The sequence below is a fragment of the Bacillus carboniphilus genome (assembly GCF_020524035.2).
In the GTDB taxonomy this organism is placed as follows: domain Bacteria; phylum Bacillota; class Bacilli; order Bacillales; family JAIVKR01; genus Bacillus_CC.
Genome location: NZ_CP129013.1, coordinates 1,751,549 through 1,774,632, shown reverse-complemented (window position 1 = coordinate 1,774,632; position 23,084 = coordinate 1,751,549). Strand labels below are relative to the sequence as shown.

General features: G+C 34.7%; 19 protein-coding genes and 4 pseudogenes. 17 read left to right on the top strand and 6 right to left on the bottom strand.

What is annotated here, in order from left to right; all coding sequences use genetic code 11:
* Positions 1-7 precede the first annotated feature (7 nt).
* Positions 8-334: an SCP2 sterol-binding domain-containing protein gene (locus LC087_RS09050; RefSeq protein WP_226539158.1), complete on the bottom strand. Its 327-nt coding sequence runs from the start codon at positions 332-334 to the stop codon at positions 8-10.
* Between the two features lie 173 nt (positions 335-507).
* Positions 508-1,111: pseudogene (gene rpsD, locus LC087_RS09045) on the bottom strand (30S ribosomal protein S4).
* A 355-nt stretch (positions 1,112-1,466) separates the two neighbouring features.
* Here rpsD and LC087_RS09040 point away from each other — a divergent pair.
* Positions 1,467-3,239: a sensor domain-containing diguanylate cyclase gene (locus tag LC087_RS09040; RefSeq protein ID WP_226539160.1), complete on the top strand. Its 1,773-nt coding sequence runs from the start codon at positions 1,467-1,469 to the stop codon at positions 3,237-3,239.
* 374 nt (positions 3,240-3,613) lie between these two features.
* A pseudogene (gene megL / locus LC087_RS09035) lies at positions 3,614-4,797 on the top strand (methionine gamma-lyase).
* A 46-nt stretch (positions 4,798-4,843) separates the two neighbouring features.
* On the opposite strand, the gene LC087_RS09030 reads toward megL, so the two are convergent.
* Positions 4,844-5,326 (bottom strand): GAF domain-containing protein, encoded by a 483-nt coding sequence (locus tag LC087_RS09030; RefSeq protein WP_306020705.1) that lies wholly within the window; start codon positions 5,324-5,326, stop codon positions 4,844-4,846.
* 151 nt (positions 5,327-5,477) lie between these two features.
* Between LC087_RS09030 and refZ the strand changes: the two genes are divergently transcribed.
* Positions 5,478-6,101 carry a forespore capture DNA-binding protein RefZ gene (gene refZ, locus LC087_RS09025; protein WP_226539162.1) on the top strand — a complete coding sequence of 208 codons (624 nt, stop codon included), beginning with the start codon at positions 5,478-5,480 and terminating at the stop codon, positions 6,099-6,101.
* Here refZ and hisJ read toward each other — a convergent pair.
* Complete coding sequence (hisJ, locus tag LC087_RS09020; protein WP_226539163.1) at positions 6,090-6,896, bottom strand: histidinol-phosphatase HisJ; 807 nt, start codon at positions 6,894-6,896, stop codon at positions 6,090-6,092. The two genes, refZ and hisJ, sit on opposite strands and share 12 nt — an antisense overlap.
* A gap of 288 nt (positions 6,897-7,184) precedes the next feature.
* On the opposite strand from hisJ, the gene LC087_RS09015 reads away from it, so the two are divergent.
* The 7 genes and pseudogenes from LC087_RS09015 (at position 7,185) to LC087_RS08985 (ending at position 15,468) form a co-directional block, all read left to right on the top strand.
* Positions 7,185-8,324: a septation ring formation regulator EzrA gene (locus tag LC087_RS09015; protein WP_306020702.1), complete on the top strand. Its 1,140-nt coding sequence runs from the start codon at positions 7,185-7,187 to the stop codon at positions 8,322-8,324.
* An 8-nt stretch (positions 8,325-8,332) separates the two neighbouring features.
* Positions 8,333-8,881, top strand: coding sequence for a septation ring formation regulator EzrA (locus tag LC087_RS09010; RefSeq protein WP_306020700.1), 549 nt, complete (start codon positions 8,333-8,335; stop codon positions 8,879-8,881).
* Positions 8,882-9,132: 251 nt separating this feature from the next.
* Entirely contained in the window at positions 9,133-10,281 is a 1,149-nt protein-coding gene (locus tag LC087_RS09005; protein ID WP_226539165.1) for a cysteine desulfurase family protein, read from the top strand.
* 3 nt (positions 10,282-10,284) lie between these two features.
* Complete coding sequence (gene thiI / locus LC087_RS09000; RefSeq protein ID WP_226539166.1) at positions 10,285-11,487, top strand: tRNA uracil 4-sulfurtransferase ThiI; 1,203 nt, start codon at positions 10,285-10,287, stop codon at positions 11,485-11,487.
* Between the two features lie 218 nt (positions 11,488-11,705).
* On the top strand, positions 11,706-11,924 hold the full coding sequence (locus tag LC087_RS08995) for an alpha/beta-type small acid-soluble spore protein (protein WP_226539167.1): 219 nt from the start codon (positions 11,706-11,708) through the stop codon (positions 11,922-11,924).
* A gap of 339 nt (positions 11,925-12,263) precedes the next feature.
* Positions 12,264-13,833, top strand: a pseudogene (mbcS, locus tag LC087_RS08990) (acyl-CoA synthetase MbcS).
* 33 nt (positions 13,834-13,866) lie between these two features.
* Positions 13,867-15,468, top strand: coding sequence for an amidohydrolase (locus LC087_RS08985; protein ID WP_226539169.1), 1,602 nt, complete (start codon positions 13,867-13,869; stop codon positions 15,466-15,468).
* Between the two features lie 204 nt (positions 15,469-15,672).
* On the opposite strand, the gene LC087_RS08980 is transcribed toward LC087_RS08985, so the two are convergent.
* Complete coding sequence (locus tag LC087_RS08980) at positions 15,673-16,473, bottom strand: NAD kinase (protein WP_264189824.1); 801 nt, start codon at positions 16,471-16,473, stop codon at positions 15,673-15,675.
* Positions 16,474-16,599: 126 nt separating this feature from the next.
* On the opposite strand from LC087_RS08980, the gene sppA reads away from it, so the two are divergent.
* The 7 genes and pseudogenes from sppA (at position 16,600) to LC087_RS08945 (ending at position 22,543) form a co-directional block, all read left to right on the top strand.
* Entirely contained in the window at positions 16,600-17,604 is a 1,005-nt protein-coding gene (gene sppA / locus LC087_RS08975) for a signal peptide peptidase SppA (protein ID WP_226539170.1), read from the top strand.
* Positions 17,605-17,615: 11 nt separating this feature from the next.
* Positions 17,616-18,086 carry an RDD family protein gene (locus LC087_RS08970; protein WP_226539171.1) on the top strand — a complete coding sequence of 157 codons (471 nt, stop codon included), beginning with the start codon at positions 17,616-17,618 and terminating at the stop codon, positions 18,084-18,086.
* Between the two features lie 35 nt (positions 18,087-18,121).
* Positions 18,122-18,862, top strand: a complete 741-nt coding sequence (locus LC087_RS08965; protein WP_306020793.1) for a DUF2953 domain-containing protein — start codon at positions 18,122-18,124, stop codon at positions 18,860-18,862.
* A 67-nt stretch (positions 18,863-18,929) separates the two neighbouring features.
* A pseudogene (ytfJ, locus tag LC087_RS08960) lies at positions 18,930-19,413 on the top strand (GerW family sporulation protein).
* Positions 19,414-19,505: 92 nt separating this feature from the next.
* The gene (gene tpx, locus LC087_RS08955) at positions 19,506-20,003 is read left to right on the top strand and encodes a thiol peroxidase (protein WP_226539174.1); all 498 of its coding nucleotides are present in this window, start codon (positions 19,506-19,508) and stop codon (positions 20,001-20,003) included.
* Positions 20,004-20,133: 130 nt separating this feature from the next.
* The gene (locus LC087_RS08950; RefSeq protein WP_226539175.1) at positions 20,134-21,114 is read left to right on the top strand and encodes a class I SAM-dependent methyltransferase; all 981 of its coding nucleotides are present in this window, start codon (positions 20,134-20,136) and stop codon (positions 21,112-21,114) included.
* 241 nt (positions 21,115-21,355) lie between these two features.
* Positions 21,356-22,543 carry an acetate kinase gene (locus tag LC087_RS08945; RefSeq protein WP_226539176.1) on the top strand — a complete coding sequence of 396 codons (1,188 nt, stop codon included), beginning with the start codon at positions 21,356-21,358 and terminating at the stop codon, positions 22,541-22,543.
* Positions 22,544-22,692: 149 nt separating this feature from the next.
* Here the strand turns inward: LC087_RS08945 and LC087_RS08940 are convergent, their stop codons facing one another.
* Positions 22,693-23,016: a hypothetical protein gene (locus LC087_RS08940; RefSeq protein ID WP_226539177.1), complete on the bottom strand. Its 324-nt coding sequence runs from the start codon at positions 23,014-23,016 to the stop codon at positions 22,693-22,695.
* Between the last annotated feature and the right edge of the window lie 68 nt (positions 23,017-23,084).

The following is a 23,084-nucleotide window of genomic DNA, read 5'->3' as shown; positions in this document are numbered from 1 at the left end:
TTAAATTTTATTGATACTTTTGAATAATCGATTGTAGCTTTAATGCTGATGAAATATCTCCATCTACTTTGATTTTCCCCATCATAAAAGCGGTTGTTGTGTTTAATTTTCCTTTAATAAGCTTAATAAAGTTATCAGATGAACATTTAATTGTACAAGCTGGGCTTTCGGTATCACCTTCTTGATAGGACACACAGTTATCAGAAAAAGCTACGCTATAAACTCCTTCATCTTTGATGCTAAATTGATAAGTCTTTTCGAAGTTTTCAATAAATTTCGGATTTTGATTAATATTATTTGTTAGTTGTTCTAGTTCTTGAATGATTGCAGACATCTCCATTCCCCCTTGTTTGTCGTTTTATCCCTTTGGAAATAATTTTAGGTGTTTTATTCTGAAGATTCAAGTTTTTATTGATAGTCATTTTGCTAGTTTTTAATTTGTGCTATTCATTTACATGAAAAAAATCCCCGAATCCATAAAGGATCGAGGGATTTTTTAATTGAAGATTAACGAGAGTAGAACTCAACGATAAGAGCTTCGTTAATTTCAGCAGGTAATTCAGAACGTTCAGGTAAACGAGTGAATGTACCTTCAAGTTTTTCGCGATCAATTGTCACGAAGTCTGGAGTAAAGCTACTTAACTCTACAGCTTCTTTTACAATTGAAAGATTTCTTGACTTCTCACGTAAAGAAATCATTTGACCTGGTTTTACTTGGAATGATGGGATATCAACGCGCTTTCCATCAACCATAACGTGACCATGGTTTACAAGCTGACGTGCTTGACGACGTGTGCGTGCTAAGCCCATACGATAAACAACGTTGTCTAAACGAGCTTCAAGAAGAATCATGAAGTTTTCACCTTGTTTACCTGGCATTTTTGCCGCTTTATCAAATAAATTACGGAATTGACGTTCCGTTACTCCATACATATGACGAAGCTTTTGTTTTTCTTGAAGCTGTAAGCCATATTCAGAGATTTTTTTTACGTTGATTTGGACCGTGTTGTCCTGGAGCGTATGGACGCTTGTCTAATTCCTTACCTGTACCACTTAATGAAATCCCTAAACGACGGGATATTTTCCAACTTGGACCTGTATAACGAGCCATGAGAGACTCCTCCTTTTTGTATTTTATTTTGTATAAAATACAAACCAACGGATCTTAACAATCATGGTCATTTTGTTTTCATGTACCATCGCCCCAGCAGCAGAGAGTTACACGATACACCTTCAAAGAGGAACAAAATGATATCACCATTGTCGATCTAAAGGCTGCAATATTTTACACAAAGAACATTATATGATTATCAAAGACATAAGTCAAATGTTTATTCGTATTTAAACAGCTATATTCAATATTACTAAAAATGAGATATTTATGTTACAATAACTTTATATGTAAATAAGTCTTTATTCCTATGTTTATTTAGGTCTAAATTTCCTATATTTGATTGGAGGTTTATATGAAAGATTTTCAACTCAACGAATTAAAAGACATTTTTTTACAGTTTCTTTTAACTGGACAAGAACGAAACGATAATGAAATAGAACGGTTTCTATCTATGTTGAAAGAACAAATTCCTCTAAAGGGGATCACAATATGGAAAATAACTGAACAAAAGATCTATTCCATTGAATCAACTATGGATAGGACTGTACCCATACATAAAGAAGTATTTACAAAGCTACAGCACCAGCAAATTTATCAAATAGAAAATGACTATTATTTTAATTCTTATCCCATCATAATACAATTCCACAACGTTAACCCTTTATGGTTAAAGACTATACCGGATACATTTTTAGAAGAAGTTGCAACTATCTGTTTTCGGATTTTTTCCTATTTGGATATAAAAAGACAACAGAAACAAGAAACGAACAGAGAAAAATTATTAATAAAACTCACCGAAAAGATCCATTCTACCATGGATAAGAAAGAGGTTTTGTTAAATTTATACAATTACTTACAATCTACTTATAATGCTAATTCGATTTGGTTTTATTTATCCCAAGACGAAGATGACCTTACCGGTGCTGTTCCTATTTCAAAACTAGATTTACTTCAGAATGAACTAGCGGTAAAAACCTTGCAAACTGGGAGATTCCAGGAGGTGAAACAAAACACAATCCAACAAGTGTACATCCCTTTAATTGGCAAGCAAGGTGTATATGGATTTATTTTTATGAGCTTTCTTTATCATCATCATTTGAGAAGATCAGATCTCTCTTTTTTGAATAAAATTTCAAAGGCTGGAGGGCATGCATTAGAAAATGCAAAATTATATGAGCATTTAAAAAAGGTGAATTTGGACCTTCAATTAATAAATGAAACGTCTCATCATTTAAATAAAAGTACAAGTTTAACGGAGACCGTTAACTTTGTTATTCGTCAAATAACTCATTCCTTCTTTGCTGAAGAAGTAGGGGTTATTTTAATAGAAAATAAACATATGAACATATTAAAGGAATGTACCCCATTCTTTCAAAAGGAAATATCTCAAAAACTAATTCACTTTGTTTCTCTAAAAATGCAAAAAGAAAGAGAAGGAATGTATATTGCTGAAATGAAGGAATGTCCTCAGTTACCTTATGGATCCTTAATGGCTGTTCCAATGTATGATGGGAACAATTATAGAGGGCTGACGATCGCTCTCCATAAAAAAGAATATGCATTTAAATTCGAGGATTTCAAGCTTTTTCAATTATTTGTTAACCATGTAACCTTATCATTTTTTAATATTCGTTTAAAGGAAGAGCTTGAGAGGTTAGTTAAAACGGACTATTTAACCAACTTGTTTTCACGTAATCACTTAAATGAAATGATAAGGGATTATATGATGAAAGACATGCAAGGTGCTTTTCTTTTGTTTGATCTTGATAATTTTAAATTGATTAATGATCATTATGGTCATCAGGTTGGTGATCAAGTACTAATTCAAGTAAGTAATATCATTAAACAGTCGATTCGAAAAGGTGATGTGGCAGCAAGATGGGGCGGAGAAGAGATTGCTGTTTATTTATCTGGAGTTGATGGACAAGTGGGTCTATGTGTGGCGAATCGTATTATTAGGAATGTCCGTATAAAAACATCTCCCGAGGTGACGCTCTCTGCTGGTGTAGCTCATTGGACTAATCAAGAAAGTATCACGTTGAAGGATCTTTTTATTAAAGCAGACAAATCTCTTTATAAAGCAAAAGAAGAGGGGAAAAATTGTGCTTATTTGAACAAGGGTTAAATCTACGCTTTTTTTAGAAAAGCCTTTAGAAAAATGGTAAAGTTTTATAAAATGAAGAGGAGAGTTTATTATAGCGTGTTCAAAAAGTAGGGGGAAAAGGGCCGAGAAGAACGAGGCGACTGCTTAAAGGATCACAGGCTAAGTTCAGCCACGCCTTGTGGCAACGCCTGCGCTAGCCCGTCCTGGGCATCGAAGCATCACAGTGTACGCCAAGGAAGGATCACGGGCTATAGACGTCCCCATCGTAGGGACAACGCTCGTGCTAGCCAATCCTGGCGTCGGAGCTTGGAATAGCAAGACAACAAAGTTATTCGACAGCAATTTTTCATGACTTTTTGAACAACCTCTATTACAGTTTTTTTTCTAAAGAGAGGATGAAATGGATGCATCGTTTTGAAACAAAAGTGATTCATACGGGTAAAGAAAAAAACGAACATGGTAGTTTATCAACACCTATTCATCAAACCTCAACATTCATCTTTGATACAGCTGAAGTGGGAGAAGCAAGGTTTGCTGGAGAACAAGAAGGTCATATTTATAGTAGGTTGTCTAACCCTACAGTTGTGGAGTTAGAGAAAAAAATGACTGCGATTGAAAATGGAGATAAACTCTTGCGTTTAGTAGTGGGATGGGGGCTGTTTCAGCCGTTTTAATTTCATTAACGAAGCATGGTGATCACGTTCTTTGTTCTAAGGGTGTGTATGGGTGTACGTTTGGTCTATTAAAGATGATGAAAGAAAAGTATGATATTGGGTATAGTTTTCATGCGATGAAGGCTGAAAGTGAAATAAGGGATGCAATTCGTCCGAATACAACTTGTGTTTATATCGAAACACCGATTAATCCAACGATGGAAATGATCGATTTAGAACTAGTAGTGAAAGTAGCAAAAGAATATAATATTCCAGTTGTGGTAGATAATACGTTTAGTACACCTTACTTGCAAAAACCACTTGATCTTGGTTGTGATCTGGTTGTTCATAGTGCGACGAAGTATATTTGTGGTCATGGAGACGTGATAGCAGGTATTGTTGTTGGAAACGAAAAGTATATAGAGCCAATCGGAGAGTCTATTCGAAAAGATATTGGGACAAGTATTGCTCCGTTCGATGCATGGTTGTTAATAAGAGGATTGAAAACATTACCTGTTCGTATGGATCGACATTGTCAAAATGCAGAAAAAATTGCTGAACTTTTAGTCAGTCATCCACTTGTGGAGAACATTTATTATCCCTTTGCAGAAAGTCATCCACAAATGGAGATAGCGAAGCGACAAATGACAAAAGGTGGAGGACTCATCACTTTTACTCTTAAAGGGTTTGACCGAAAACAAACACAACAATTTTTAAATCAGCTAGAAATGATCCACATTGCTGTTAGTTTAGGAGATGCAGAAACGCTAATTCAACATCCATCCTCCATGACCCACTCTGTGGTGGATGAAGAAGAACGTCTAAAGATGGGCATTACTGAAAATATGGTTCGATTATCTGTAGGATTAGAAGCCTGGGAAGATATTTGGACGGACTTACATCAAGCATTAGAAAAGATGGCATGAAAACAAAAGGGCCACTTGTGATCGTAGTGGCCTTTTGTGATTGTTCTCATTTGCTTTGGTTTTCAATAATTTTGACAAATTTATTGAGGTATTGTTCGTCGACTTCATCAAATCGATCCTTAATCGGACTATCAATGTCTAATACGCCTATAACGTCCTCATTTACTATAATTGGAATGACGATTTCAGATTGTGTTGCAGCATCACAAGCAATATGACCTGGAAATTCATGTACGTTGGCTACCCTTTGAATTGACTTTGTGGCAGCTGCAGTCCCGCAAACGCCCTTTCCATTAGGAATTCTTACGCACGCAGGCAAACCTTGGAATGGACCTAATACAAGCTGATCTCCTTCAGTTAAATAAAATCCAACCCAATTCACTTCAGAGAGAAAGTTATTGAGTAGTGCTGAAGCATTTGCCAAGTTGGCGATCACGTTTTCCTCGCCATCTAATAATGCTTGAAGTTGTTTGAGTATTAATTGGTAGTTCTCTTCTTTTGTACCATTATACATTTCGACAGTAAACATAATAATATGCCGCCTTTCAATTTATAATAAAAGATTTGTCGAGCTCTTCTTAAAGGGGAATGTAAGGGAAAGCTTGAATATTTATATAAAGTTCTCCTTTAATAAAATGTATCTCTGTTTTGGTGATTATCTCCAAAAAGGGTGTGGAATAATGAAAAATCCCTCAACAAAGTTAAAGATAATGGAAGCTGCTATTGAACTGTTTAATACAAATGGCTATAACGGAACGTCTGTCAGAGAAATTGCAAAACAAGCCAATGTAAATGTTGCTCATATATCGTATTATTTTAATGGTAAGAAAGGGTTATCCGAGCATCTAATCTCACACTATTATGAAGGATACTTAAAATCTATTGAGATGATTATTGAAACCTATACCTCTGAAAATGTCAAAGAAAAATTATTAAATGTGATTTTCGCTATTTTATATTATGACTTTCAGAATCGTCAGCTAGCACGCTTTGTTCAAAGAGAAATAACGTTTGATAATTTGTTAGTAAGAGAAGTAATGACGACATATTTAAAAAAAGAACAATATTACTTATCTATGATCATTCAGGAAGGAGTCAAAAATGATTTGTTTAAGAAGATCAATATTCCGTATTTTATTATTCAATTAAAAGGACTCCTATCCTTTCCTTTTGTGCAACCACAATATATTGTTGAAGTACTTCATACCCTGCCTCATGAGCCATATTTTGTAGAAAAATATTATGAAGGAGTTAAAGGGTATATTGAGATCCATCTATTTAGAACGGAATCTTTAACTATTTAAAAAAGTCTCAACTCTTTGATAATCAGCACCAACATCATTAGCACAATGAGCATCAGAACCAAATATAAGGGGGATTTTATATTGCATAGCTTCTTGTAAAATAGTTTCTGTTGGATAAATTTGTCCACAGTCTTTTTTTCTTGTCCCTGCAGTATTCATATCCAATTGATATTGCGATGATGACATTTTTTTAAAAATTTCTCGGATGATTTTCGTTTCATAGGAAGTAGTTATCGGGAATTTTTTATTAAATTTTCTTACAAGAGTTAAGTGCCCCATTCTTTTTGGTTTGAAAAATCCAAGATCTGACTCCACTGCTTCGAGATACACTTGATAATATCGCTCGTAAACTTTTTCAATTCCTCCAAGTTGATTAATTACCTCTTGAAACATTTCTCGGCTATAGTCTATACATAACCACTTTTGATGCGTTTTAAGAAAATGAACGGATAAAATACTGTCATCTAGCATAGGACCGTAGTCGTTTAAGAAGTCTGTTATTTCTTTTTGAAAACCTTCAATATAATCTACTTCCAGTCCGATTTGTATGGAGATGTCGTCTTTATATCTCTGTTTTACTTGCCTCAATTCTTTTAAATATTTTTCGAGTTGAACAAAATTCATTGAACTATCTTTATGAGGTGTTGGATCCATAAACGACTTTGGTAAAGGGGCATGTTCGGTGAAGGATAACCGAGTAAAGCCTCTTTTTATTGCGGTTTCAACATATTTCTTTATACTGTCGCTACTCCCATGTGGACAATAAGGAGTGTGTACATGACCGTCCCATTTCATACTGTAGTCCCTCTTTTCTAATATTTGATCTTCGTTTAAAAATGTCTCCAATGATCTAAATAAAAGTATAAACTTTACGATGATATAGTGAGGACACATTCTCCTTAAACTAAACGTCTAAATTATGCACTATTTGTAAAAGAATCTGAAAATATTCATCAAAAAATGTTGGTTACATGGTATGATAAAGGAAAAAGATTTGTCAAAGAGATTACACTTAAAACTTTATTATATGATAGATCTATATATTGTAGATGAAACTTGGCGCATCAGTACGGGAGGATTTTTATGGAATATATCATTGGGATCATTGTTGTGTTAGTTTTATTATTTAGCTACAGCTATTACTTAAGAAGAAATATATACAAACAAGTAGATCGATTAGAAGGAAAGAAGATTGAAATTATGAATCAATCAGTGGCTGATGAACTGGCTAAAGTTAAGCAGTTGAAAATGGCTGGTCAAACGGAAGAATTATTTGAACGTTGTCGTAAAGATTGGGATGACATTATTACAAGCCAAATGCCTAAGGTTGAAGAAATGCTTTATGATGTGGAAGGCTATGCAGATAAGTATAGAATAAAACGAGCGAAACAGGTCCTTCAACACATTGAAGACTATTTAAATGTAGTGAATGAAAACATTGACTCAATTAAAGAAGAAATAATGAATTTAATTATGAGTGAAGAAAAGAACGCTACTGATATTCAAGAAGTAAAAAAACAGTTTAAAGAAATTAAAAAGCAACTACTTGCCCATAGTTATACATACGGAGATGTATTCGAAAAACTTGAAACTAGTTTATATGAAAGCTTTGATCAACTTAAAAACTTTGAAATAGAAACAGAACAGGGAAACTATTTTGCTGCTAAAAAAGTATTAGCTGAACAAAAACGTAAACTAGAAAAATTACAAAATCAAGCCAATAACATTCCAAGGTTTTTAATCGAATGTAACACGAACATTCCATCTGAGTTAGAAGAATTAAAAAAAGGATACCAAGAAATGATCGAAAAGGGCTACCACCTTAGCCATATTGATATAGATGATGAAATAGGAAAAGTTAAAGCGTTATTGGAAGAAACGTTAAAAATGGTCCATGATGGAGAAGTTTCAGGGGTAGAAGAAAATATTACTGGAATGAAAGATTTAATTGATGGTTTATATGATATTTTTGAACAAGAGGTAGAAGCGAAGCAATACGTTCATCAAGAATCGACTAGCATTATTTACACTATTCAAAAGCTATCAGCTGATCAGAAAGAAATAGCAGAAGAAACGAGTTTGATTAAACATAGTTATCAATTAAAAGAAGAAGATAGCAAGAAACTGACAGAGATTGATGAAGCTCTAGAACGAATTAAAAATCAGTATGAACAAATATTAACAAAAATGCAGATGCCGAATATACCTCACTCTCTGTCATGAAAGAAGATATGGAAAAAATTAAAGAGCAGTTAGAACAATCCTCAAACCTTCTTTCAGAATATAAACAAATGATTAAAGATCTGCGTAAGGAAGAGCTTGAGGCTAGAGCAAAAGTAAAAGAATTGAAAGATCTGTTAAGAGAGGAAAAACGTCGTATTGAAAAAAGTAATGTTCCTGGGTTGCCTTCTAAATATACAGAACATGTTCAAACAGCTTTTCAACATGTGGATATGATTTTCGAAAAGCTAAAAGAGGTTCCTTTAAATATTACTGAAATTCAAGACCTTTTGGAAAAAGCCGTTCTTGAAGTAGAGTCATTACAAAGATATACAGAGGAAATTATTGAGCAAGTTTATTTAATTGAAAAGGTGATTCAATATGGGAACAGATATAGAAGCAATAATAAGCAATTATCAAAAAGACTAGAGCAAGCCGAACGACTATTTCGCTCCTATCAATTTGATGATTCTTTAGAAGAATGTGCCGCGGCTATCGAAACGGTTGAACCGGGAGCTCTTAGAAAAATTCAGAAGTTAATTGATCATGAACAAGAATAATGGATAAAGCGAAGGACACCTCCTGTACATTTACAAGAGGTGTTTTATCTGTTTTTTTAGTATAAGCTTCTCAATAAATAACTGAATTGGTGATTAAACATATTTTTGAATTTCAAGGTAAAAATAAATGGAAGGCTTTGATCTTTTCTTGTAGTATAGTAAGGGATGAAAAAGTAAATAGTCATTAACTAACTATATGTGTATAAAGGATAAGGCTTTATTGGAGTATAGCTTTTCTTTTGGAGGTATTTATGCTTTATTTAGATAATAGCGCAACAACTAGTCCGTATGCAGACGTTCTTGAGACGTACAAACTTGTTGCTGAAAAATATTTTGCAAACCCTTCGTCTATTCATGCTTTAGGAGTAGAGTCTGAAAAACTCGTTGGGTCAGCAAGGAAACAAGTTGCTCAGTTGTTGGGAGTAGAAGAAGAGGAAATTTTATTTACAAGTGGAGGAACAGAAGGAAATAACTTGTCAATTAAAGGTATTGCGTTTTCTGCAGAAAAAAAAGGCAAACACTTAATTACGACAACGATTGAACACCCTTCTGTTAAAGATGCTTTTGAACAATTAAAAGACTTATTCAATTATGAAGTAACTTATATACCTGTAAAAGATACTGGAATTATTGATATTGAGGAATTAAAGCGATCTATTCGTGCTGATACCGTCTTAGTGTCTGTGATGCATGTGAACAATGAAACAGGGATTATTCAGCCAGTTGAGGAGATTGGCCAATTTCTTTCCAACTATCCGAATATCACCTATCATGTAGATTATGTACAAGGGCTAGGTAAGGTACCTTTAAAAATAAAGGAAGCTCATATTGATTTGTGTACAATGTCTGGGCATAAAATCCATGCAGTAAACGGGATCGGTGTATTATTTAAGAGGAAAGGCGTGAGCCTGACTCCTTTATTTTCTGGAGGAGGTCAAGAAGGGGCGATTCGATCAGGTACGGAAAGTGTCGCTGCAATTGTTTCATTTGCCAAAGCGCTAAGAAAGATATTGGAACAGTATGAAAACGAAATTGTTCATATGATCAAAATAAAGAAATATTTGATGGAGAACCTCTTGAATATTGATCAAATTGATGTAAACACAACTTTGCTTAATTCTGCTCCTCATATAGTTAATTTTTCAATTCCAGGAATAAAAGCGGAGGTCCTTGTTCATATGTTTGAACAAGAGGAGATTTATGTTTCTACCACGGCCGCCTGTTCTTCAAAAAAATCAAGTATGAGCCATGTTCTTTTACAAATGGGGAAATCTGAACAAGTTGCTTCTAGTTCCATTAGAGTTAGTCTATCTTATCAGCAAACAAAAGAGGAGATCGATTTCTTTTTGCGTCATTTACATAAATTTATTCATAAACTTCAAAGAGTAATGAGGGATTAACAAATGGTTGAAGATCATATATTAGTGCGTTTTGGAGAACTATCTACAAAGGGTAAAAATCGAAAACGATTTATTGATTTATTAAGAAAAAATATAAAACAAACATTAGCTGACTATCCTGAGCTTACCTATAAGGCGACAAGAGATCGAATTTATATACAACTAAACAGAACACCTTATGAAGATCTTGTTAAAAAGCTTCAGTACGTATTTGGTATTCAGTCGTTTAGTGTTGCAATAAAAGTGGAAACAGAAATTAACTCCATTAAAGAAGCTGCGTTAAGGACCATTAAACAGCAATATAAAAAAGGAGAAACATTTAAAGTTTCTGCAAGGCGATCTTATAAAAATTTTCCGTTAGATACCAATCAACTTAATTATGAAATAGGTAGTCATATTTTAATTCATACAGATGAGTTGAAAGTAAATGTTAAGAATCCAGATATTAATGTACGGGTTGAGGTTAGAGAAGAGGCTACTTACATTATGAGTAGAGATTATCAGGGCGCGAGAGGTTTGCCAGTTGGTTCAAGTGGTAAGACTATGTTGATGCTTTCAGGTGGTATTGATAGTCCTGTTGCCGGGTATTTAGCCATGAAAAGAGGATTAGAAATAGAAGCTGTCCACTTTTTTAGTCCTCCTTATACAAGTGAGCGTGCGAAACAGAAGGTTTTAGATTTATCAGCAGAATTAACGAAATACGGTGGATCGATAATAGTACATATTGTTCCATTTACAGAAATTCAAGAGGTAATTAAAAAACAAGTACCTGAAAATTATTCAATGACTTCTACAAGAAGAATGATGTTAAGAATAGCAGATAGTATTAGAGAAAAATCAAATTCATTAGCCATTACAACTGGTGAAAGCTTAGGGCAGGTAGCAAGTCAAACGATGGAAAGTATGTACGCTATTAATGAAGTGACAACGACTCCAATTATCAGGCCATTAATTACGATGGACAAAATGGAAATTATGAACATAGCAGAAAATATTGGAACGCTATCTATATCAACACGTCCATATGAAGATTGCTGTACAATTTTCACACCAGCTTCACCAAAAACAAAGCCTAAAAAAGAGAAAGTTATGAAATACGAAAGTTTTGTTGATTTTGAAGAGTTAATTCAGAAAGCAGTTGATAATGTAGAGACAATTAATATTTCAGCAAAGGAGAAGGAAGACCAATTTGCTCACCTTCTTTAAGTATGCGTTAAAAAGTTCATTGAAAACGAAACAAACCCAAGAATGTAGCCTACATTCTTGGGTTTTGACTATTATAGAAATGGTCCTTTCCAGACAGCCTTCTCCACTCACTCCCGCATGTTGATCAAAAGAATTTCACCTTGTAAGTAAATTACCAATAGTTAACTGAATGAAGTCGTATGATTTGTCACATTCTATACTCACAAGGAGGTGAGAACATGGCACAGCAAACACAACAAACTAGACAAAGTTCAAACCAACTTGTTGTCCCTGGAGCACAACAAGCGATTGATCAAATGAAGTATGAAATTGCTTCAGAATATGGTGTGACACTTGGTCCAGAAACGACATCTCGTGCAAACGGATCTGTTGGTGGAGAAATCACGAAGCGACTTGTTTCTTATGCTCAACAACAAATGGGTGGTTCTTACCAATAACAATTGAATACTATTGGCTAATAGGCGGGGGAAACCCCGCTTTTATTATGGAGTAAGAGTATAAAAATCTGTCCTTACATAGCTTGGTGCCCGTTTAGTGACGAATGAATAAGGAACATAGCCTTTCTTATGGCTTTAAAATAATTGAGCTCAACAAAAAAATAGAAGAGCACTCCGAAAACCTGTTTCGAATGTAACCCTTGTTCATTATGATGCTCTCGTATTTAGAAATTATCCCCTTTAAATAAAAATAATTCAAAAAAATGTACAGATAAAAAGGATTTATGCTTATTTATCAGAATTTTAAATATAATCAATAAGAGAGAGGGGATCGTTACTATGCAAACAAACTTTATTGCACCTCATATTTATAACTTAGTGGAGGAGTTTGAGCACCACGCCTATACAAGACCAGAAAAAGAAGCATTGATTTGGGAAGGCGAAAATAGTGGATGTAAACGGATTACTTATCGTCATCTTCTTTATTTAGTAAATAAAATTGGAAACGCTTTAAATGATTTAGGTTTAGAGAAAGGCGATAAAGTTTTAGTTGTCATGCCTAAATTAATCGAAACGTATGCCATTTATTTAGGGGCTTTGAAAAGAGGATTAATTGTAGTTCCTTGCTCAGAAATGTTACGAAAAAAAGATTTCAATTATCGAATAACCCATGGCAATGTAAAAGCAATCATCAGTCATCAAATGTATATACATGAATTTGATCAAGAAGCTGCTAATAAAAGAATAAAAATCGTTTTTGGTAACCATCAAGATTGGCTTGAATTTGAAGATTTAATTTCGAATCAACCAGTTGAGCTACCTATAGTTGAAACATTTGCTGAAGATGAAGCCTTTTTGTCTTATACTTCTGGAACAACTGGAAGCCCTAAAGGTGTCGTTCATACTCATAGTTGGGCCTATGCTCATTTACGAACGGCCACAAAAAAATGGTTATCTGTCCAGATGGATGACCTTGTATGGGCAACTGCTGCCCCAGGATGGCAGAAATGGATATGGAGTCCTTTTTTTGTCCACTTTATGTACAGGAGCCACTGGATTTATTTATGGAGGAAAATTTAATCCTGAAAAATATTTATCCTTAGTTGATAAATTTAAAATAAATGTATTATGTTGTACCCCTACAGAATACCGTATGATGGCAAAAGTTGAAAAATTAAATGATTATTCTCTACTTAGTCTTCATAGCGCTGTTTCTGCAGGAGAACCATTAAATAGAGAAGTAATAGAAACATTTCGTCAATCTTTTAATATTGATGTAAGAGATGGGTATGGTCAAACGGAAAATACTCTACTTATTGGTATATATAAAGGAATCGATTTAAAGCCTGGCTCAATGGGGAAAGCCACACCTGGCAATAGAGTAGAAATCATTGATGAAAAGGGACAGCTATGTCCTACTGGTACTGTAGGAAACATTGCTGTTCGTACTGATAGCCCAGCTTTATTCAAAGAATATTATAAAGCACCTCAAGAAATGGATCAGCAAATCATTGGTCGTTACTATATAACAGGTGATTTAGCAAGAAAGGATGAGGAAGGGTATTTTTGGTTTGAAGGAAGAAAAGATGATATGATCATAAGTTCTGGTTATTCAATTGGTCCTTTTGAAGTAGAGGATGCACTTGTTTCTCACCCCCTAGTAAAGGAGTGTGCGGTTGTTGCTAGCCCGGATGAAGTAAGAGGTCATATAGTTAAAGCTTTTGTCGTACTGAAAAAAGATATTGAGCAAAGTGATTTGCTTGTTCAAGAGTTGCAGGAACATGTCAAAAAAGTTACCGCTCCGTATAAATATCCACGGAGAATTCAGTTTGTTGATGAGTTACCTAAGACCATTTCTGGGAAGATTAGAAGAGTAGAGCTTCGGAATCAAGAAAAAATAAAAATGTAATGTGCTTGTGCTCAAGATGAAAGGGGGATGGTTTTGAAAACACTTTGGTATGGTGGAACTATTTATACAATGGAACAAAAATTTGAGACAGTGGAAGCGATCGTCACAGAAGATGGAAAGATTGTCGATGGGGGAAAGGTTAATTTCTTAGAAAGCTATTATCAAATTGAAAAGAAAATTAATCTACTTAATGCAACAGTATACCCAGGTTTTGTAGACAGTCATGTTCACTTAATAGGTCATGGTGAGAAGTTATCAAGGATTGATCTTTCTCACATGACTTCGGCTATTCAAGTTTTAGAGGCCCTTCAAAAGAAGGTGTCTGAAGCTAAAAAAGGAGAATGGATTATAGGTGAGGGGTGGAATGAGAATCAGTGGATAGATCGAAAAATCTTTCATCGAAAAGAACTTGATGAACTAAGTAAAGATCATCCGATTGTGTTGAAAAGAATTTGTCGCCATAGTTTAATCGGTAATTCTAAAGCTTTACAGATTGCTAGTATTGATTCAAGTACTCCAAATCCTGAAGGAGGTGCGATTGAAAAAGATCAACAAGGAATGCCAACAGGTTTGTTATTTGATCAAGCTCAAGAAAAAGTATTAAGTGTTATTCCATCTCCATCTAAAGAAGAACTAAAGATATACTTAAACAGAGCTATTGAAGATGCAGTAAGAAAAGGATTAACAGGGGTACATACAGAAGATTTGTCGTATTATGGATCTCTCGAAAATACGGTTCATGCTTTTCAAGAAGTAATAACAGAACAACAATTTCGCTGTCACCTTCTCGTACATCATCATGTTGTAAAGTCGTTTCAAAACAAAAAGTATGCTCAATTGCAGTCTAACTTCCTAGATTTTGGAGCGATGAAGCTATTTGCCGACGGAGCATTAGGTGGAAGAACAGCACTTTTATCGAAACCATACAACGATGCTCCTCACACAAATGGAATCGCCATTCATTCTGATGAAGAGCTCTATGATCTTGTTCGTTTAGCAAGAAGTTATGGAATGGAGGTAGCCGTTCATACGATTGGAGACTTAGCTTTTGAAAAAATGTTAAATGTTTTTGAACAGTTACCTCCTAAACCTGATCAACATGACAGACTTATTCACGGTCAAATCTTGAATCCAGCGTTAATCAATAGGGCAAGTAGAATGAAAATCATCATAGATATTCAGCCATCTTTTGTTGCATCAGATTTTCCATGGGTAATTGAACGAATCGGTAAAGAAAGAATACAAAGCTGTTATGCATGGAAATCTCTCTTAAATAAAGGGGTTACTTGCGCAGGTGGCTCTGATGCCCCTATCGAGTCAATTAATCCATTGGTAGGGATTCAATCTGCCGTTTGTCGAACGAGTATGTATGAAAAAGACAAGGAATGTTTTTTTCCTGAACAATGTTTATCTGTTTTTGAAGCGATATCCTTATATACGAAAGGAAGCGCAAAGGCCATTCATAAAGAAGATAAGCGAGGTATGATAAAAAAAGGGTTCGATGCAGATTTTACTATTTTGGAAAAAGATTTGTTTAAAGTTGATCCTCATAAAATAGGAGAGGTTAAAGTTAGTAAAACCGTTGTAGGCGGTAAGGTTGTTTATGATAATGACAACATTAAAAGAGGTGTATAGATGCTTACACCTCTCTTTGTTCACTCGTCGCTAAACGGCCGCTTCTGCTTTTCTTCTTGTCTAGCTCCAGCGACCAACGACTCGTAAGTTTTCGCCCTCCTCCTTATGATAAGTCAACATCGAAGCCTACGGCTTTTCGTGTTTCCTTTATCTCATACGGAGGTCTCAAGCCCCTTCGTCGTTAAACGGTCGCTTCTGCTTTTCTTATAAAAACGTTCTTTTTACTTTATCCCAGAAGGAATTGTCTTTTAGTTTGACCGTTTTAATCACTTTTTCACTTAATTTAAAGTCGATGTTCTTAACATGACGTATACTTAATGCTTCATTATCAATCCCAATAATTGGATGATCGTTGCCATCTTGAACAATTTGTAGCCGTAGTTTTCGTTCATTACTTAAAATAAATGGGGAGCCGAGCGTTCGATATTTATTATTGTTTAAAGAAGCGAGTTCATTGACTTGGAGACATGGTAATTTAGGATCAACGACCGCACCATTAACTGATTTGTTATATGCAGTGCTCCCAGTAGGTGTTGAAACAAGCATTCCGTCCCCTCTAAATGTTTCGAAATGTTGATCATCAATCCATACATCTATCACAAATGTTTTGATAATACCCGAGCGAATGGAGCATTCATTTAAACATAAAAACGAAGATTGTCCATCAACTGAAACTTCTAATACAGGATATTTTCGTACTTCTAACTGTTCAGATGAAATAGCTTCAATTATTTTGTCTTTGTCATCAAGAGAAAAATCAGAATAAAGACTATTAGGTCTATTTGTCGCCACTCCAACATATAAACAATCTTGACGAAAGTTTGTGTTTCGAACAGCTTGTAGAAAAGAACCATCTCCACCGAAGCTTACAATAATATTAGACTCTTTATAATGGTCTACGATGTTGAAACCATAATTTTTGGCAAACTCTTTAATTGTGTTAAGTTGACCTTCAATTTCACTGTTTCTTTTGTAATATAGATAAACGTTACGACGATCTTCCATTATTATATTCCCTCCAGTTAGGTGGTGAGTATCAACAATTTTTATAAGAAATGTTACAATAGGGAGTGGTAATTTTATTTTACCACTATTTTACTCGGGTGAAAATATATAAGGGAGGCAGAAGATATGAATGGTAAACGCTGGGGAGCGCTAGGGATAGCGAGTTTTTTATTTATTTTTTCGCTATTCACAAGTTTCATACCAGAAAGAGAACAACCGGAAGACAACCTATCCACCTTTTTAAATGAATTTGGTGAAGGGTTTTCTGAAACTGTGATTGAAGAAGGTACTGGTATGACAACTAAAAAGATTGTCGTATTAAATGTAGATGGTGTCATTCAAGATACTGGAGAAGATGCTTTATTTGCAGAAGGGTATCATCATCGGGAATTTCTCGCTATGCTTGATGAAGCAGCAGAAGATGACAATGTTAAAGGGATTCTGCTTCGAGTCAATTCTCCTGGTGGTGGCGTAATGGAAAGTGCAGAAATCCATGAAAAGATTGTTGAAATAAAAGAAGAATACAATAAGGCAGTCTATGTATCTATGGGCTCATTAGCCGCATCAGGTGGATATTATATTTCAGCTCCAGCAACTAAAATTGTTGCCGCTCCAGAAACCTTAACAGGATCTTTAGGTGTTATTATGCAGAGCATTAACTTTAGTGAATTTGCAAATGAACTTGGAGTTAAGTTTGAAACAATCAAGAGTGGAAAGTATAAAGATATTATGTCTTCATCTAGAGAAATGACAGAAGATGAACGAAAAATTCTTCAAGAGTTAGTAGATGAATCATATGAAGGATTTGTGGATGTCATTGCAAATGGTCGAAATATGACAGAAGACGAAGTGAAAAAAATTGCAGATGGAAGAATTTACAGTGGAAGTCAAGCGAAAGAACTTAATCTTGTCGATGAACTAGGTTTTTTTGATGACGCCTTAATCACTATGAAAGAAGATTTAGACTTAAAAAATGCGAAAGTGGTTGAATACGAATCAAGTATGGGATTGAACTCTTTATTCAAGATGAGTGCAACGAAAATCTTCTCTGGCGAATTTGAACTAATTTCAATGTATAAAATGGCAACTAACCCAAATACTTCACGTCTCATGTACTTATATACTGAATAGGAGGCGATTATATGGACACGACAATGGATCAGTTTGAATCAGAAAAACTTGTGGTCAAGTCAGAATCTTCTCCTCGGCAATATGCGGGGTTTTGGATGAGGTTTTGGGCTTATTTAGTTGACCTTATTGTGATTTCGAGTATAAATGGAATTCTTTTAAACCCGCTTTATAAGCTTTCACCATTAGAGAGAAGCGAAGAGTTTCTTTCATTATCAACTTTTTTAAGTGCTGTGATTATTTTCGGTTATTTTGTCTTGATGACGAAATTTTTTAGCGCTACCATTGGAAAGATGTTATTCGGCCTTAAAGTAGTTCATATCAATGAAGAATCGCTTTCATGGTCAACGATTATTTTTAGAGAATGGATATCTCGTTATTTCGTTTACACTATTTGGATTTTGTATATTGTGGTTGCCTTCACACCTAAAAAACAAGGATTACATGATATATTTTCTGATACGACCGTCATTCATGAAAGATAATAAGCCTACATTATTGTAGGTTTATTTTTTTGTCAATGTATAGGAAATTTATTGATACCTATACTGTGGATAAGGCTGTTTCTATGAAAGAGAGGTTACTTTACGTGTTCTGGGTAGGAATTGTGCTTGCTCTTATCTTTTTCCTCTTATTTTTATTCATCATTACCAACGTCTCCATTATCATTACTTATTTACATGAACAGGATGAAGACCAGCTCGTAATTAGATTTCGAGCTTGGTTTGGCTTATTAAAATATAAATATGAGGTTCCTTTTATTAAAATGGAACCTGATTCTACAGATGTCATTGTTAAAGAAGAAAAGTCTGCAAAAAAAGGACAAAAAGATGAAAAGACAGACAAAATTACCCCGGAAGAAGTGTTAGATAGTCTTAAAGAGTTTAAAGAATTCACTGAAAGAGTTAGAGGGCTAAATTTAATCATAAAAAGATTTTTGCAACGAGTGAAAATTAAACGTTTTGAGTGGTTTAGCATTCTAGGAATGAAAGATGCTGCTACAACAGGATTTCTAATTGGGACGGCTTGGACCATTAAAATGAACATTGTTTCGATTATCAGTTACCATTTTAGATTGGTTGCTCAGCCAATCGTGTCAGTTGAACCTAATTTTCACATCCCTCTTTCAAAAACTTCCTTTACATGTATGATTCGTTTTCGAATCGGTTATGCTATGTTAGCAGCTTTCCGTTTGTTGATAAATTTACGTGGTGGAATAAAAACGATTCGGAAAACAAATTCTAAGGCGCAAGAAATGTAAAAGTATTCATTTAAGATAATAGGTCCCTACATAAGGTTTACTAAAATTTGATCAAGGAGGAAATGAAATGAGTGAACATCCGATTCAAGGTTTGATGAAAACGGCAATGGAAAATATTCAGGAAATGATTGATGTGAATACAATCATAGGCGATCCGGTCGAAACACCAGATGGTAGTGTAATATTAACTGTGTCAAAAGTAGGTTTTGGGTTTGCGGCAGGTGGAAGTGAATTTAATGGAAAAAATATAAAGTCTAGCAGTTCACAAAGCTCAGAACAAAAGCACCCATTTGGCGGAGGAAGTGGGGGAGGTGTTTCCATTACCCCAATTGCTTTTTTTAATTGTCAGCTCTCAAGGAGTGAAGATTTTGCATTTGGATGAAAATACTCATTTATATGAAAAAATCATGGATTTGGCTCCTGTCACAATTGAGAAGATTCAATCTTTATTTAATAAGGAGAAGAATGGACAAAATGAGAAAAAAGAGCAGCATCAATCACAGCAACATTCAAATCAGTCAAATAACCAAAAGGAAGATTTAGATATATAGTTTGCTCTAGATTCTTTACAAAAATAGATTTGGCAATGTATAGTAGCAATAGATGATACATAAAACCAAATCAAATAAAGGGAGATGAGACTATGGCAAGCATAACATTTAAAGGGAATCCTGTTACTTTAATTGGAGAAGAAGTAAGTGCCGGAGATTTAGCACCTAATTTTCATGTTTTAGCTAATGATCTTTCCGAGGTGACTTTAGAGGATAGTAAAGGTTCTGTTCGCATATTATCTGTCGTTCCTTCTATTGACACTGGCGTTTGTGATGCTCAAACAAGAAGATTTAACGAAGAATCTGCATCTTTAAACGGTGTTGAAGTTTTAACGATAAGTATGGATTTACCATTTGCACAAAGACGTTGGTGTGGTGCGAACGGAATTGAACATGTACAAACGTTATCAGACCATCGAGATGCTTCTTTTGGTGAAGCTTATGGGGTTTTAATCAAAGAGCTTCGTTTACTTGCACGTGCGGTATTTGTTATAGATGCAAATGATAAAATTGTGTATGTAGAATATGTTAAAGAAGCAACGGATCACCCGGATTATGAAGCTGCCATTGAAGTAGCTAAAAATGCATAGTCTTTAGTCTTAAGGTTATAAAAGTACTGCTGACTCAATTATGGTTGGGTCAGTTTTTTCGTTGTTGCCAAATGAAGACTACCATTTTTATGAAATGAAATGATAGATGATTAACGCAGGAGGAATTAAGATGAAGCAATCAAAGGTTGAAGATCTATATAGTAAATTGAATAAAGGGGCAGAGTGGATTTGTAAGAAGAACGATATATCTTATATTGAAGCTTTGACCATACTAGCCGATGTTTTAAAAGGAGAAAATGAGCAAGAAAGTCACTTTAAAGAGTTGCTTGAACTAATTAATCCTATTCATTTTGATGACTATAGTAAAGAAGAGATAAGGAAATCTGTTCAATTAGTGATATTAAAAGGACAAAAAGAGGGAACACAACCTAATCATCAGATGACTCCAGATGCAATTAGTATTTTTATGGGGTATCTTGTTCATAAATTTGTTCAAGTGTTAGAAAATAATAAAAATGTCACAGTGTTAGACCCAGTTGTAGGAAGTGGGAACTTATTGACAGCTGTATTAAATCAGCTAGACGTTAAAACCTCTTATGGTATCGACATTGATGAAGTATTGTTGAAAATTTCAATGTTAAATGGGAATGCGCAAGCACATCATTTGGAGCTCTTTTTACAAGACAGCTTAATGCCTTTTTATATTGAACCTGTTGATCTTGTTGTTGCTGATTTACCAGTCGGCTACTACCCAAATGACGAAAATGCGGCAACCTTTGAATTGAAAAGTGAGCAAGGGCATTCTTATGCTCACCACTTATTAATTGAACAAAGCTTGAGCTATCTCAAGACAGATGGATACGGTTTTTTTATCATTCCTAATCAGTTATTTGATTCTCCTGAGGCGCATAAGTTAAAAACATTTTTACAAAAACATGCAATTGTACAAGGTGTCATCCAATTGCCATTAAATGTTTTTAAGTCAGAGAAATATGCAAAGAGTATCTTTATTTTACAAAAGAAAGGAGATGAAACGAAAGCTCCTAAGCAGGCGATGTTGGTCAACATGCCTAGCTTTTCTGACCCATCTAAAGTAGAGTCTGTACTTGGAAAAATTGATCAATGGATTAAAGAAAATAAAATTATTTAATGCTTTTAAAGGGGAAAGGAAATCCCCTTTTTCACTCTTAAAACTAGTCAGAATTTAATAAATTTTAGATGTAACCGATTCCAATTTTATTTCTTCTTGAAATCATCAGTGATCCAATGATTAAATGATAAAGTCGAGTGAAAATAATCACATACTTCGAAATAAACTTTGTTAGTATAAATATTTTTATGAGAAAAGACCTAAATCATATAGATTGAATGAAAATGAAGGAGCGGAATTAATGAAAAAAGTATTAGCAGTAAATGCGGGAAGCTCATCTTTTAAATTTCAGTTATTTGAAATGCCTTCGGAACATGTTATTACAAAAGGAATTGTTGAAAGAATTGGGTTAAATGAATCTATTTTTACGATTACTGTAGATGGAGAGAAGAAAACAGAAGTTACGGATATTCCAAACCATGCAGTTGCTGTTCAAATGCTTGTTGAACGTTTGACGAATTTTGGTATCATTCAATCTTTACAAGAGATCGATGCTGTTGGTCATCGTGTTGTACATGGAGGAGAGAAGTTTTCTGATTCTGTACTTATTACAGATGAAATATTATCTGAAATTGAAGCATTATCTGAATTAGCGCCACTTCATAATCCGGCAAATATTATTGGCATAAAAGCCTTTAAGGAAGTACTTCCACATGCACCAGCCATTGCTGTTTTCGATACAGCCTTTCATCAGTCGATGCCCGAACAATCATATCTTTACAGTCTACCATATGAGTACTATAGGGATTATGGAATTCGTAAATATGGTTTTCATGGGACAAGTCATAAATATGTTTCTGAACGAGCGTCTGAGCTTTTAGGGCGTCCAATTGAACAATTACGTTTAATTTCTTGTCATTTAGGAAACGGGGCTTCTATTGCAGCAATTGAAGGAGGAAAATCAATTGATACTTCAATGGGCTTCACACCGTTGGCTGGTGTGGCAATGGGGACGAGATCAGGAAATATAGATCCAGCGCTACTTCCGTTCATTATGGAGAAAACGAACAAAACGGCTGAAGAAGTTCTTGATGTTTTAAATAAGAAAAGTGGTCTATTAGGAATTACGGAAATGTCTTCTGACTTACGTGATATTGAAGGAGCAGCAGAAGAAGGAAATGAACGAGCAGAATTAGCTCTTCAAGTATTTGCGAGTCGTATCCATAAATATATTGGTTCATATGCTGCACGTATGAGCGGCGTTGATGCGATTATTTTCACTGCTGGAATTGGTGAGAACAGTACGGAAGTAAGGGAGAGAGTGTTAAGAGGTCTCGAATTTATGGGTGTTTATTGGGATCCAGCTTTAAATAAAGTAAGAGGAGAAGAAGCGTTTTTAAGCTATCCGCACTCTCCTGTGAAAGTAATTGTCATCCCAACAAATGAAGAAGTGATGATTGCTCGTGATGCGGTAAGACTAGCAATGTAATTAATTTAAAAGCTTGATTTTATCTTTAGATAAAATCAAGCTTTTTTACAGAGTAAGAAAGTATAAAAATAGGTACTTATTTAGCTTGCGGTTTTATTTCTTGTCTAGCTCCATTGCCCAGCAACTCCGACGAACACGATGTGCTAGCGTCAACGTTCCTCATCATTCGTGGCTAAACGGGCACTTGCGCTTTTCTTAACAATCTCAAATCGATACCAAATCCATAAGTCATTAATAATCGATGCCAATTCGGCAATATCATCATTCAATTGGCAAGAATGAAGGAAATCAGCCTCCACATTTAATTGCTCCTGCTTTTGATTAATTGCTTGTTCGAATTGTTTGATTTTATCTGGTATTGCTCCTCTTATTTGTTCCCATCTTAATAAGGACGCTTCACTATCGATTCTTTCAAGAAGTTTATGGTCTGGAATTTCAATCTCTAAGCGTTGATTATAAATAAAGCCTTTCATGAAGATCCCCTTTGCATATAAGTTAATTAATTATATTTTATCACGCTTATTTGTTTTTCAAATGAAGA

Excerpts from the sequence above, each read along its gene's own strand:
- LC087_RS09050 (WP_226539158.1), bottom strand. The coding sequence starts at position 334 with ATGTCTGCAATCATTCAAGAACTAGAACAACTAACAAATAATATTAAT.
- LC087_RS09040 (WP_226539160.1), top strand. The coding sequence starts at position 1,467 with ATGAAAGATTTTCAACTCAACGAATTAAAAGACATTTTTTTACAGTTT.
- LC087_RS09030 (WP_306020705.1), bottom strand. The coding sequence starts at position 5,326 with ATGTTTACTGTCGAAATGTATAATGGTACAAAAGAAGAGAACTACCAA.
- refZ (WP_226539162.1), top strand. The coding sequence starts at position 5,478 with ATGAAAAATCCCTCAACAAAGTTAAAGATAATGGAAGCTGCTATTGAA.
- hisJ (WP_226539163.1), bottom strand. The coding sequence starts at position 6,896 with ATGAAATGGGACGGTCATGTACACACTCCTTATTGTCCACATGGGAGT.
- LC087_RS09015 (WP_306020702.1), top strand. The coding sequence starts at position 7,185 with ATGGAATATATCATTGGGATCATTGTTGTGTTAGTTTTATTATTTAGC.
- LC087_RS09010 (WP_306020700.1), top strand. The coding sequence starts at position 8,333 with ATGGAAAAAATTAAAGAGCAGTTAGAACAATCCTCAAACCTTCTTTCA.
- LC087_RS09005 (WP_226539165.1), top strand. The coding sequence starts at position 9,133 with ATGCTTTATTTAGATAATAGCGCAACAACTAGTCCGTATGCAGACGTT.
- thiI (WP_226539166.1), top strand. The coding sequence starts at position 10,285 with ATGGTTGAAGATCATATATTAGTGCGTTTTGGAGAACTATCTACAAAG.
- LC087_RS08995 (WP_226539167.1), top strand. The coding sequence starts at position 11,706 with ATGGCACAGCAAACACAACAAACTAGACAAAGTTCAAACCAACTTGTT.
- LC087_RS08980 (WP_264189824.1), bottom strand. The coding sequence starts at position 16,473 with ATGGAAGATCGTCGTAACGTTTATCTATATTACAAAAGAAACAGTGAA.
- sppA (WP_226539170.1), top strand. The coding sequence starts at position 16,600 with ATGAATGGTAAACGCTGGGGAGCGCTAGGGATAGCGAGTTTTTTATTT.
- LC087_RS08970 (WP_226539171.1), top strand. The coding sequence starts at position 17,616 with ATGGACACGACAATGGATCAGTTTGAATCAGAAAAACTTGTGGTCAAG.
- LC087_RS08965 (WP_306020793.1), top strand. The coding sequence starts at position 18,122 with ATGTATAGGAAATTTATTGATACCTATACTGTGGATAAGGCTGTTTCT.
- tpx (WP_226539174.1), top strand. The coding sequence starts at position 19,506 with ATGGCAAGCATAACATTTAAAGGGAATCCTGTTACTTTAATTGGAGAA.
- LC087_RS08950 (WP_226539175.1), top strand. The coding sequence starts at position 20,134 with ATGAAGCAATCAAAGGTTGAAGATCTATATAGTAAATTGAATAAAGGG.
- LC087_RS08945 (WP_226539176.1), top strand. The coding sequence starts at position 21,356 with ATGAAAAAAGTATTAGCAGTAAATGCGGGAAGCTCATCTTTTAAATTT.
- LC087_RS08940 (WP_226539177.1), bottom strand. The coding sequence starts at position 23,016 with ATGAAAGGCTTTATTTATAATCAACGCTTAGAGATTGAAATTCCAGAC.